General features: G+C 72.0%; 11 protein-coding genes. 10 read left to right on the top strand and 1 reads right to left on the bottom strand.

All coding sequences use genetic code 11. From position 1 onward, the window contains the following. The first annotated feature begins 211 nt into the window (after positions 1-211). From ACWD0F_RS20200 to ACWD0F_RS20220, 5 genes are read left to right on the top strand one after another with little or no spacing between them, the layout of a single operon-like run. Positions 212-844 (top strand): TetR/AcrR family transcriptional regulator, encoded by a 633-nt coding sequence (locus ACWD0F_RS20200; protein WP_449877512.1) that lies wholly within the window; start codon positions 212-214, stop codon positions 842-844. 53 nt (positions 845-897) lie between these two features. Then, entirely contained in the window at positions 898-2,433 is a 1,536-nt protein-coding gene (locus tag ACWD0F_RS20205; protein ID WP_449877827.1) for an acyl-CoA carboxylase subunit beta, read from the top strand. After that, entirely contained in the window at positions 2,430-4,364 is a 1,935-nt protein-coding gene (locus ACWD0F_RS20210; RefSeq protein WP_449877514.1) for an ATP-binding protein, read from the top strand. The genes ACWD0F_RS20205 and ACWD0F_RS20210 overlap by 4 nt, the downstream gene beginning before the upstream one ends. Further along, positions 4,361-5,122 carry an enoyl-CoA hydratase-related protein gene (locus tag ACWD0F_RS20215; RefSeq protein ID WP_449877516.1) on the top strand — a complete coding sequence of 254 codons (762 nt, stop codon included), beginning with the start codon at positions 4,361-4,363 and terminating at the stop codon, positions 5,120-5,122. The genes ACWD0F_RS20210 and ACWD0F_RS20215 overlap by 4 nt, the downstream gene beginning before the upstream one ends. After that, positions 5,119-6,990 carry an acyclic terpene utilization AtuA family protein gene (locus ACWD0F_RS20220; protein WP_449877518.1) on the top strand — a complete coding sequence of 624 codons (1,872 nt, stop codon included), beginning with the start codon at positions 5,119-5,121 and terminating at the stop codon, positions 6,988-6,990. Before ACWD0F_RS20215 ends, ACWD0F_RS20220 begins: the two co-directional genes overlap by 4 nt. Here the strand turns inward: ACWD0F_RS20220 and ACWD0F_RS20225 are convergent. Next, a complete protein-coding gene (locus ACWD0F_RS20225) occupies positions 6,929-7,810 on the bottom strand; it encodes an ROK family protein (protein ID WP_449877520.1) in 882 nt (293 codons plus the stop codon). The genes ACWD0F_RS20220 and ACWD0F_RS20225 overlap by 62 nt on opposite strands. 60 nt (positions 7,811-7,870) lie before the next feature. Between ACWD0F_RS20225 and ACWD0F_RS20230 the strand changes: the two genes are divergently transcribed. The 5 genes from ACWD0F_RS20230 to ACWD0F_RS20250 all read left to right on the top strand — a co-directional run bounded on the left by ACWD0F_RS20230 (position 7,871) and on the right by ACWD0F_RS20250 (position 11,337). Continuing rightward, positions 7,871-8,677 (top strand): GNAT family N-acetyltransferase, encoded by an 807-nt coding sequence (locus ACWD0F_RS20230; RefSeq protein WP_449877522.1) that lies wholly within the window; start codon positions 7,871-7,873, stop codon positions 8,675-8,677. 60 nt (positions 8,678-8,737) lie between these two features. Next, positions 8,738-9,751, top strand: coding sequence for a phosphotransferase family protein (locus ACWD0F_RS20235; RefSeq protein WP_449877524.1), 1,014 nt, complete (start codon positions 8,738-8,740; stop codon positions 9,749-9,751). 82 nt (positions 9,752-9,833) lie between these two features. Next, positions 9,834-10,091 carry a hypothetical protein gene (locus ACWD0F_RS20240; protein ID WP_449877526.1) on the top strand — a complete coding sequence of 86 codons (258 nt, stop codon included), beginning with the start codon at positions 9,834-9,836 and terminating at the stop codon, positions 10,089-10,091. Positions 10,092-10,148: 57 nt separating this feature from the next. After that, positions 10,149-11,000: a helix-turn-helix domain-containing protein gene (locus ACWD0F_RS20245; protein ID WP_449877528.1), complete on the top strand. Its 852-nt coding sequence runs from the start codon at positions 10,149-10,151 to the stop codon at positions 10,998-11,000. Positions 11,001-11,070: 70 nt separating this feature from the next. Beyond that, positions 11,071-11,337, top strand: a complete 267-nt coding sequence (locus ACWD0F_RS20250; protein ID WP_449877529.1) for a hypothetical protein — start codon at positions 11,071-11,073, stop codon at positions 11,335-11,337. The last annotated feature ends 99 nt before the right edge of the window (positions 11,338-11,436 follow it).

Here is an 11,436-nt window from a genome sequence, read left to right on the forward strand (position 1 = left end):
GAACGATTCTTGAAGCCCTGTCCGGCTCCGCGCTCCGCGCGCCGGTCAGGGCTTCCGGCGTTCCACCCGGGCATTCCACGCGGGCGTCCCATCCAGGCGTCCCACCCGGGCATTTCAACCGGGCACTTCAACCGGGCGCTCCAACCGGGCATCCCAACCGGTTCGCCGGAGAGCGGTGACTTCGGCGCCGCCGTTCGCTACGGTAATTGACGTGATCGTCAGATCTCCGGCGCCGACGGCGAAGGGCAGGCGGACGCGGAGCGCGCTGCTGGACGCGGGGCGCACGGCGTTCGAGGAGCACGGCTACGACGCCGTGCGGATCGACGACGTGTGCGTGCGGGCCGGCGTCTCGCACGGCACCTTCTACACCTACTTCGACTCCAAGGAGTCGCTGTTCGGCGAGGTCGCGGAGGGGGTGGTCGGCGAGCTGTTCACGGCGAGCGTCGTCGGTGCGGCGGCCTCCGACGACCCCTATGCCCGCATCGAGGCGGCCAACCGGCTCTACCTGCGCGCCTGGGCCGCCAACTCCCGGCTGGTGCGGATGCTGGAGCAGGCCGCCATCGCCGACGGCCGGTTCGGGCGGCTGCTGCTGGAGCTGCGCGAGGTGTTCGTGCGGCGGGGGGCGGACGGGCTGCTCAGGTTGCAGCAGCAGGGGCTGGCCGATCCCGCGCTCGATCCCCGGCTCACCGCGATCATGCTGGGCGGGATGGTGGAGCACTTCGCGCACGTCTGGCTCGATCTCGGGGAGCAGGCCGACGAGCAGGCGGCCGTCGACCATCTGACCCGGCTGTGGGCGCGGGCCATCGGGTTGACGCACACGTCGATTCCTCAGGAGGGCCCGTGATCAGGAGCAGCCTCGATCCGGCGAGCGCCGACCATCTCGGCCGCCGCGCGTCGATGCTGGCCAAGCTCGCCGAGCTGGCCGCCGAGCAGGCCAAGGCGGTGGCCGGCGGCGGCGAGAAGTATGTCGAGCGGCACCGCCGGCGGGGCAAGCTGCCGGCAAGGGAGCGCATCGAGCTGCTGGTCGACCCGGACTCCCCGTTCCTGGAGTTGTCGACGCTCGCCGCCTGGGGCAGCGCGTTCCCCGTCGGGGCGAGCGTGGTCACCGGGATCGGGGTGATCGAGGGCGTCGAGTGTGTGATCACGGCGAACGATCCGACCGTGCGCGGCGGCGCCTCCAACCCGTGGACGCTGCAGAAGTCCCTGCGGGCGGCCGACATCGCGCTCCAGAACCGCCTGCCGTACGTGAACCTGGTCGAGAGCGGCGGCGCGGATCTGCCGACGCAGAAGGAGATCTTCATCCCGGGTGGGCGGATTTTTCGCGACCTGACCCGGTTGTCGGCGGCGGGCATCCCGACCGTGGCGCTGGTCTTCGGGAACTCCACGGCGGGTGGCGCGTACGTGCCTGGGATGAGCGACTACGTGGTGATGGTGCGGGATCGAGCGAAAGTGTTCCTGGGCGGCCCGCCGCTGGTCAAGATGGCGACCGGGGAGGAGTCGGACGACGAGTCGCTGGGCGGGGCGGAGATGCACGCGCGGGTCAGCGGGCTGGCCGACCACCTCGCCGAGGACGAGCACGACGCGCTGCGGATCGGGCGCGGGATCATCCGGTCGCTCACCTGGCGCAAGCGGGGCGTGCTGCCGCTCACCCCCGTGCGAGAGCCGGCCTATCCGGCGGAAGAGCTGCTCGGGATCGTTCCCGAGGACCTCAAGGTGCCGTTCGACCCCCGCGAGGTGATCGCCCGGGTGGTGGACGGCAGCGAGTTCGAGGAGTTCAAGCCCGCCTACGGCACGTCCCTGGTGACGGGGTGGGCGCGGATCCACGGCTATCCCGTGGGCGTGCTGGCGAACGCGCGCGGCGTGTTGTTCAGCGCGGAGGCGCAGAAGGCCACGCAGTTCATCCAGCTCGCCGGCCAGTCGCGCACGCCGCTGCTGTTCCTGCAGAACACGACCGGCTACATGGTGGGCAAGGACTACGAGCAGGGCGGCATCATCAAGCACGGCGCCATGATGATCAACGCGGTGTCCAACTCGACCGTCCCCCACCTCACGGTGGTCATGGGCGCCTCCTACGGCGCCGGCAACTACGGCATGTGCGGGCGCGCCTACGACCCCCGCTTCCTGTTCAGCTGGCCGAGCGCCAAGTCGGCGGTGATGGGGCCGGCCCAGCTCGCCGGGGTCCTGTCGATCGTCGGGCGGGCGTCGGCGCTGGCCAAGGGGCAGATGTACGACGAGGAGGGCGACGCGGCCATGCGCGCGATGGTGGAGGCGCAGATCGAGGCGGAGTCGCTGCCGTTCTTCCTGTCCGGCCGGCTCTACGACGACGGGGTCATCGATCCGCGCGACACGCGTACGGTCCTCGGCATGTGCCTGTCGGCGATCAACAGCGCGCCGGTGCCCGAGCCGGCGGGATTCGGGGTGTTCCGGCCGTGATCACGCGTCTGCTCGTCGCGAACCGGGGCGAGATCGCTCGCCGCGTCTTCCGTACCTGCCGCGCGCTCGGCATCTCCACGGTCGCCGTCCACTCCGACGCCGACGCCGACGCGCCGCACGTCGCCGAGGCCGACCTCGCGGTACGCCTGCGCGGCGTCCGGCCCGCCGACACCTACCTCGACATCGAGCGCGTCCTGGACGCCTGCCGCCTCTCGGGTGCGGACGCCGTGCACCCCGGCTACGGCTTCCTGTCCGAGAACGCCGACTTCGCGCGCGCGGTCGTGGCGGCCGGGCTGGTGTGGGTCGGGCCGCCGCCCGAGGCCATCGCCGCCATGGGGTCCAAGATCACGGCGAAGCGGTTGATGGCGCAGGCCGGGGTGCCCGTGCTGCCCTCACTCGACGTGACGGCGCCCGGGGAGTTCCCCGTGCTGGTGAAGGCGTCCGCCGGTGGCGGCGGGCGCGGGATGCGGATCGTCCGCGAGCCCGGGGAGCTGGCGCGCGAGGTCGAGTCCGCGCGGCGGGAGTCGCTGGCCGCGTTCGGGGACGGGACCCTGTTCGCGGAGCCGCTGCTGGAGGAGGCCCGGCACGTCGAGGTGCAGGTGCTGGCCGACGGGCACGGGCAGGTGTGGGCGCTGGGCGAGCGCGACTGCAGCGTGCAGCGGCGGCACCAGAAGGTCGTCGAGGAGTGCCCGTCGCCGGGGATCTCGGCCGCGACGCGGGAGCTGCTGTGCGCGGCCGCCGTCCGGGCCGCGCGGACGATCGGCTACGTCGGGGCGGGCACGGTGGAGTTCCTGGTCAAGGGGGATCGGGTGGCGTTCCTGGAGATGAACACCCGGCTCCAGGTCGAGCATCCCGTCACCGAGCTGGTCTACGGGGTGGACCTCGTCCGGCTGCAGCTCGCCGTGGCCGAAGGAGTGGCGCTGCCGCCCGCGCCGCCGGCGCCCGCCGGGCATGCGGTCGAGGTGCGGCTTTATGCGGAGGACGGCGACTACGTGCCGCAGACCGGGGTGTTGCGGCGGTTCGAGGTCGCTGGGGACGTACGCGTGGATTCGGGGGTGGAGTCGGGGTCGGTGGTCTCGCCGCACTACGACGCGATGCTGGCCAAGGTGGTCGCGCACGGCTCGTCCCGGGCGGAGGCGGTGCGGAAGCTGGTGACGGCGCTGCGGCGGGCGCGGCTGCACGGCGTCACCACCAATCGCGACCTGCTGCTCAAGATTCTGACGAACCCGGCCTTTCAGGCAGGCGCCACGCACACCGGCTTCCTCGCCCCGAACGGCCCGCTCCACACGGACGGCTCGCTCCACACAGACGGCTCGCTCCGCACAGACTCCCCGCTCCGCACAGACGGGCCGGAGCCACGTTCCGGCGGGGAGCTCGCGGGGCTGGCCGCCGCGCTGGCCGTGGCCGCCGCCCGCCGCAGCGCGGCCACGGTGCTGGCGAGCCTGCCCGGCGGCTGGCGCAACGTGCGCTCAGCGCCGCGCCTGGCCCGCTTCGAGGAGGCCGACGTCGTCTACGACCCGCTGCCGCCCGGTGTCACCACGGTGAGCGCGGAGCCGGGCCGGGTGGTGCTGGAGCGCGACGGCGTCCGGCACACCTTCGCCGTCGCCCAGTACGAGCCGGACGGCCGGATCTACGTCGACCACGCGGACGGCCACGCCGAGCTGACCCCGCTCCCCCGCCTGCCCGAGCCCGCCGAGCACGTCGTGCCGGGCTCCCTGCTGGCCCCGATGCCGGGTAACGTGCTGCGGGTCGACGTGGTGGCCGGGGACCGGGTGGTCAAGGGCCAGCAGGTGCTGGTGCTCGAAGCGATGAAGATGGAGCATCGGATCGCCGCTCCGGCGGATGGCGTGGTGTCCGGCGTGCACGTCGAGAAGGGCCGGCAGGTCGAGGCGGGCGCCGTGCTGGCGATCATCCAGGAGGGGGACCGATGACGGATCTGGTGCACAAGGAGCTGGCGGGCGGCGTCGCCACGATCACGCTGGACTCTCCGCCCAACCGCAACGCCCTGTCCGTACGCCTCCTGGAGGAGTTGCGCGACCACCTCACCTGGGCGCTGGCCGAGCCGGCGGCCAGGGTGATCGTGCTGACCGCCACCGGCACCGTGTTCTCCTCCGGCGCCGACCTGAAGGAGCAGCGCGCGGCGGGCGCGCCGATCACGGGGGCGCTCCCGGAGATCATGACGCTGCTCTGGGAGAGCCCGAAGCCCGCCGTCTGCCGCCTCAACGGCACCGCGCGCGCGGGCGGTCTGGGGCTGGTGGCCTCCTGTGACTTCGCGGTCGCGCCGCTGACGGCGTCGTTCGCGTTCACGGAGGTACGCCTCGGCGTGGTGCCCGCGATGATCTCGGTGCCGGTGCTCAGGCGGCTCGATCCGAGGGCGGCGGCCGAATACTTCCTGACCGGCGAGGTGTTCGACGCCGCCAGGGCGGCCGAGATCGGCCTGCTCTCGCGGGCCGTGCCGGAGGAGGAGCTGGACGCGACGGTCGCGCACTACGCCGAGATGCTCATCCAGGGTGGCCCCGAGGCTGTCGCGTTGACGAAACGGCTGGTCAGGCAGGTGCCCACGCTGTCGTTCGCGGACGGGCTGAGCCAGATGACGGCCCTGTCCGCGCAGCGGTTCACCTCGGACGAGGGCCAGGAGGGGATCAGGGCGTTCTGGGAGAAGCGCCCGCCCACGTGGGTGTCGCGATGACGCTGCGGGTCGCCAACTGCAGCGGCTTCTACGGCGACCGCCTCTCGGCCGCCAGGGAGATGGTCGAGGGCGGCCCGATCGACGTGCTGACCGGCGACTGGCTGGCCGAGCTGACCATGCTCATCCTGGCCGGCAACCGCCTCAAGGGCCGTCCCGGTTACGCGCCCACGTTCCTGCGGCAGCTTGAGGACGTCCTCGGCCCGTGCCTGGACAGAGGCATCAAAATCGTGACGAACGCCGGCGGCCTGGATCCGGCCGGTTGCGCCGAGGCCGTCCACGAGCTGGCCGCCAGGCTGGGCCTGTCCCCCTCGGTCGCCCACGTGACGGGCGACGACCTGACCGGCCGGGACCTCGACCTGGTGAACGCCGACACCGGCGAGCGCCTTTCCGGCCCGCCCCTGACGGCCAACGCCTATCTCGGCGGCCGCCCGATCGCCGCCGCCCTCTCGGCGGGCGCCGACGTGGTGGTGACCGGCCGCGTGACGGACGCCGCCCTGGTGACGGGCCCCGGCATCTGGCGGTACGGGTGGGGGCCCGGCGACCTCGACCCGCTGGCGGGCTCGGTGGTCGCGGGCCACATCATCGAATGCGGCTGCCAGGCCACGGGCGGCAACTACGCGTTCTTCCAGGACGTACCGGATCTGGCCCGATGCGGTTTCCCGCTCGCCGAGCTGCGCGCCGACGGCTCGGCCGTGATCACCAAGCATCCCGGCACGGGCGGGCTGGTCTCGACCGGCACGGTCACGGCACAGCTCGTGTACGAGCTCGGCGGCCCGCGCTACCTGGGGCCCGACGTCGTGGCCAGGTTCGACACGATCACGCTCACGGACGACGGGCCCGACCGCGTGCTGGTCTCCGGCGTCCGGGGGGAGCCGCCGCCGGACACGCTCAAGGTCGCCGTCAACTACCTGGGCGGCTACCGCAACACGATGACGCTCATGCTGACGGGGCTGGACGTCGAGGCCAAGGCACGGGTGGCGGAGGAGGCGATCTGGGCTCGGGTGCCTCGCGACTCCTTCGACGAGGCGCACGTGACGCTCACGGAGCCGGGCCTGCTGCGGATCACCGTCATGGACGCCGACCAGCAGCGTGCGGGCCGGGCCTTCTCCTCGGCCGTGGTGGAGACGGGGCTGGCCAGCTACCCGGGCTTCTACGGGCTCGCCCCGCCGGGCAACGCCTCGCCGTACGGGGTGTACTGGCCGGTGCTGGTGCCGGCCGCCGAGGTGCGCCCACGGGTCTTCCTGGACGGCGCGGAGCTGCCCTCCGACGACACCACGCCGACCGGCGACGCGACGCCGACGCCCGCCCTACCCCGGACAGACCAGACGCCCGCCCCCGCCGCCCTACCCCCGACGGACCAGACGCCCGCCCCCGCCGCCCTGGCCCCGACGGGCCACGCGTCCACCGCCGCCGCGCCACGAGCGTCGGACGCCCCCGCCCCACCGAGGCGAGGCGGCCCGGGTCCCGTGGACGGCGGCCGGGCGAGCGTGCGCATGCCCTTGGGCAGGATCGCCGGCGCCCGCTCCGGCGACAAGGGCGGCAACGCGAACCTGGGCGTCTGGACCGACACCGCCGACCGCTACGCCTGGCTGGCCGCCACCCTCACCACCGAGACCCTCAAGGCCCTGCTGCCCGCCCTCGCGGCACACCGCGTGGACCGCCACGAGCTGCCCAACATCAAGGCGCTCAACTTCGTCGTCCACGGCCTCCTGGGCCGGGGCGTCGCGGCGAGCCCGCGCCTGGACCCGCAGGCCAAGGCCCTGGGCGAGGAGCTGCGCGCCCAGCCGGTGGACGTGCCCGCCCACCTCACGCCGGCCACCCCAGCAGACGGGCCCCCAGCAGCCCGGCCCCCCGCAGCCCGGCCGTGACCCCGAGCTCCGAGGCGATCACCTCGGGAGGCGGCCGGAAGCCCAGCCGGGCGGCCAGCCGCGCTCGCAGCGGGACGATCAGCGCGTCCCCCGCCAGCGACATCCCGCCGCCGACGACGATCACGGCCGGATCCAGCACCAGCGTGTAGGTGGCCAGCGCGAGCGCGAGCGCCTCCACGGCCTCCGACCAGACCTTTCCGGCCACCGGGTCACCTCCGGCGGCCCGCCGGACGACGTCCGCCGCCGAGGTCTCACCGCACCGGGCCGCGACGGCCCCGCCCGACGCGTACGCCGACAGGCAGCCCCGCTGCCCGCACCCGCACGCGAGCCCATCGGGCCGGACCGGGATGTGCCCGATCTGCCCGGCCCAGCCGCCCGCGCCGCCGTACAGGGCTCCTGAGAGCACGACCGCGCCCGCGATGCCCGTGCCGATGGGGAGGAACAGCACGTCGTCCGCCCGCCCCGCCCCATGGGCGAGCTCCGCCTCCCCCGCCGAGCGGACGTCGTGCCCCAGCGCCACCGGCAGGTCCACGTCGGTGAACGACGCCACCGGGACGTCCCGCCAGCCGAACGCCGCCGAGAAGACCGCGTGCGTGGCCGTCACCAGCCCGGGAACGGCCAGCCCCACGGCGCTCGGCGTCATCCCGTCACGGGGCCGCGCCAGATCGGCGACGAAGGCCGAGATCGCGGCGATCACCCGCTCCGGTCCTTCGGCCCGGGGCGTGGGGCGGCGCTCGGTGTAGACGATCGTCCCGTCACGGGTGACGAGTCCGCCCTTCATGGTCGTACCGCCGACATCCACCGCCACCACGCACTCCATCGGGCCATCCTCCAACAATCACTTTGAGATCAATGTCGCTGATCGTGAAAGATGTCACCTATGACCATCCGCCGTCTCACCTTCGACGACCTCGACGACTGCGCCCGCCTGGCCAAGGATCGCGGCTGGCTGCCCGAGCGGCACAAGTGGCGCCTGCTGTTCGAGGTCGGCGAGGCGTACGGCATGGACGCCCCGGACGGCGACGGCCTGGCCGCCACGAACATCCTGACCCGCTACGGCGACGACCAGGCCGTGATCAGCATGGTCCTCACCGCCTCCAGGTACGGCAGGCAGGGCCTGGGCGGCCGGCTCATGGAGCACGTCCTCGACCAGGCCGCCGGCCGTACCGTGTCGCTCTACGCCACCGAGAACGGCCGCCCGCTGTACGAGCGGCTCGGCTTCCGCGTCGTCGGCACGGCCGCCAAGCACACGGGTGTGTTCAGGGGCGAGCCGTCGGGACGCACCCGCCCGGCCACCGAAGCGGACCTCGGCGCCATCGTCGCGCTCGACGCCGGGCTGTTCGGCACGGACAGGTCGGAGCTGCTGCGCCGGATGTTCGTCTTCGGCGAGCAGGTCAGGATCGCCGAAGGCGGGTTCGGCCACTGCTGGCGCAACGACGACAACACGGTGATCGGCCCGGTCGTGGCCAGGGACGAGGCGACCGCGCGGGCCCTGATCGGCGACCTGGCGTTGCACGCCGGTGGCGAGGTGCGGATGGATTTCGACCTGGACAAGCGGGGCATGACCGCGTGGGCGGCCGAGCACGGCATCGGCGCGCCGTGGCAGGTCTCCCGCATGGTCCGGCACGGCGACCTGCCCGGCGACGCCACCTGTCTGTATCTTCCGTTCATGCAGGCCCTGGGTTGACCATGTCGGCGGTGCTCTCATAAGGTCGCCAACAGAATATGATTCTGTCGAAGGGCGGCCATGACCTCCACCCACATCGACGTCAGCGCCATCGACCTCGACGACCTCGGCGCCTGGATGGACACGCAGGGCCTGCCGGCCGGCCCCATCACGGGCACGGCACCGGTCCTGGGCGGCACGCAGAACGTCATGGTGCGCTTCGAGCGCGCCGGCCGCCCCTACATCCTGCGCCGCCCTCCCCTGCACGCCCGCCGCAAGAGCAACGAGGTGCTGCGCAGGGAGGCGCGCGTGCTGACCGCGCTGCGCGACACGGCCGTGCCCGCGCCCCGGCTGGTCGCCGCGCAGACCGAGCGGGAGCCCGTCTTCTACCTGATGGAGCCGGTGGACGGGTTCAACCCGTCGACCGGGCTGCCCGAGCCGCACGCCTCCGATCCGGCGATCAGGCATCGTATGGGTCTTGAGGCCGCCGCCGCGCTGGCCGAGCTGGGGCGGGTCGATCCGGAGGTGCTGCCGGGGTTCGGCCGGCCAGAGGGGTTCCTGGAGCGGCAGGTCCCGCGCTGGCTCAAGGAGCTCGACTCGTACGGCGAGCTCGACGGCTACCCCGGGCCCGACATCCCCGGCCTGCCCGAGACGGCCGACTGGCTCACCCGCCATCTCCCCCGCACCTTCACGCCGGGGATCATGCACGGCGACTACCACTTCGCGAACCTGATGTTCGCCTGCGACGGGCCCCGCGTGGCCGCGATCGTGGACTGGGAGATGTGCACGATCGGCGATCCGCTGGTGGATCTGGGCTGGCTGGCGGCGACGTGGCCGAGCAACAACGGTCACGTGCCGGGGTTGCCGCCGGCCCGGGAGATGATCGCGTACTACGCGGAGCTCTCCGAGCGCGACATGTCGGCCATCGACTGGTACGCGGTGATGGCCTGCTTCAAGCTCGGCATCGTGCTGGAGGGCACCCACGCGCGGGCGTTCGCCGGCAAGGCGCCCCAGGACATCGGCGACCTGCTGCACGCCACGACTTTGGGCCTGTTCGAGCGGGCTCAGGAGTTCATGGAGGGCGCCCTGCGCTGAACTTTCAGAAAACGATCACGCGTTCCTTGTTGAGTCGTACAATTGCGCGCAATTGCACTTCATATTCGGGGAAAGGATCGTCATGCGCATGCGGTTCCTCGGCTCCACCTCAGAGGCGGGCGCCTGTCCCACCCTGTACGAGACCGATCGCGGCACCATCGTCGTCCAGGGGCTGCGAGTCACCGACGCGGAGGCGCTGGCCGACCTCCGCGATGTCCTCGACGGCGAGACCGCGGTCGAGGTGCCCCGTGAGCTGATTACCGAAATAGCCCGCCGTGTCCTGATCGACCCGGCAATCCGCTCCCCTGCCACCGGATCGACACCGTCGGCAACCGGTTGATCACAATTGCTCACGATGCTGGCATGATCGGTGCAAGCGGGGCTAGCCTCTTGCGGCGTGACGTCGTTTCAGCAGGCTCGCATCGACCTCGGCAGCCAGCTGCGTCAGTTGCGCGAGGCCGCCCGCCTGTCCGGCAAGGAGCTGGCCGAGCGGCTGCGCTGGCAGCCGTCCAAGGTCTCGCGCCTGGAGAACGCCCGGCAGACCGCCACCGAGGATGACGTGGTCGGGTGGGCGCAGGCTGTGGGGGCCTCGCCCGACACGACCGACGAGCTGATCCGGCAGACGATGGGCCTCCTGGAGCGCCACGACAACTGGAAGCAGCGTTACCGCAGCGGCCTGGCCGCGCTCCAGGAGGACATGCGCGACCTCGAAGCGCGCACCAAGCTCTTCCGCGCCTTCGAGCCCGGCATCATCATCGGCCTGCTGCAGACCGCCGAGTACGCCAGGCACGTCTTTCGCAAGGTCAGGCGCCTCTACAGCGCCGCCGACCAGATCGACGCGGCCGTCCGGGTGCGGATGCAGCGCCAGGAGATCCTCTACGACCGGAGCAGGACGTTCCGGTTCGTGGTGCCCGAGTCGGCGCTGCACACCTCCCTGGCTCCGGCCGACGTCATGCGCGGCCAGCTCGACCGGCTGCTCGCCGTGAGCACGCTGCCGAACGTCGAGTTCGGCGTGATCCCCTTCGGCACGGAGCTGCCGTCCGCGCCGATCAACGGTTTCTGGATCTACAACGAGGCCATGGTGGGCGTGGCCACGATGACTAAGGATCTGGTGTTGCGCGATCCTGATGACATCGCCTTCTATGTCCAGGCTTTTGATGATTTCCGAAAAGTGGCGGAGTTCGGCGAAGCCGGACGGGCCGTCATCATTAACATTCTTCACGAGTATCGAAAACAAACCTCACATTAACCGCTGCAATTGCTTGCCATGCGCCGCAAGATCGTGCAATTCTGTCGCGGAGACGTTGCGGAGGTGACGCATGATGCTTGATACCGCGCTCTGCCTCGAGCGGTTCGCCTGGCACGCGGGTCGGCACGCTGACCTGTCGGTCCAAAGCCTCGCCCTGTCCAGCGAGCCGGCCTACGTGTCGGTCCGCAACCGTTTCTCGGCCACCCTCATGGAGACCGTGACGTGCTCCGACGAAGGCGCCTTCATCACCTCATGGGGCTATCGCCTGGGCACCACGGAAGACGTCGAGTCCGCCGCCGCGCGCCTGGCCTTCCTCCTCGCGGCCATGCCCGCCTGACCACGGCCCGCCTGACCACGGCCTGATCACTCGGCCGCGTGGCCTTTGAGCGGCCGCGAGCCGGACCCGGGCGGGACGCCGTCGCGGCGTCCCGCACCC

This window comes from Nonomuraea sp. NPDC002799, from assembly GCF_053592075.1.

Excerpts from the sequence above, each read along its gene's own strand:
- ACWD0F_RS20205 (WP_449877827.1), top strand. The coding sequence starts at position 898 with ATGCTGGCCAAGCTCGCCGAGCTGGCCGCCGAGCAGGCCAAGGCGGTG.
- ACWD0F_RS20215 (WP_449877516.1), top strand. The coding sequence starts at position 4,361 with ATGACGGATCTGGTGCACAAGGAGCTGGCGGGCGGCGTCGCCACGATC.
- ACWD0F_RS20225 (WP_449877520.1), bottom strand. The coding sequence starts at position 7,810 with ATGGAGTGCGTGGTGGCGGTGGATGTCGGCGGTACGACCATGAAGGGC.
- ACWD0F_RS20220 (WP_449877518.1), top strand. The coding sequence starts at position 5,119 with ATGACGCTGCGGGTCGCCAACTGCAGCGGCTTCTACGGCGACCGCCTC.
- ACWD0F_RS20235 (WP_449877524.1), top strand. The coding sequence starts at position 8,738 with ATGACCTCCACCCACATCGACGTCAGCGCCATCGACCTCGACGACCTC.
- ACWD0F_RS20230 (WP_449877522.1), top strand. The coding sequence starts at position 7,871 with ATGACCATCCGCCGTCTCACCTTCGACGACCTCGACGACTGCGCCCGC.
- ACWD0F_RS20250 (WP_449877529.1), top strand. The coding sequence starts at position 11,071 with ATGATGCTTGATACCGCGCTCTGCCTCGAGCGGTTCGCCTGGCACGCG.
- ACWD0F_RS20240 (WP_449877526.1), top strand. The coding sequence starts at position 9,834 with ATGCGCATGCGGTTCCTCGGCTCCACCTCAGAGGCGGGCGCCTGTCCC.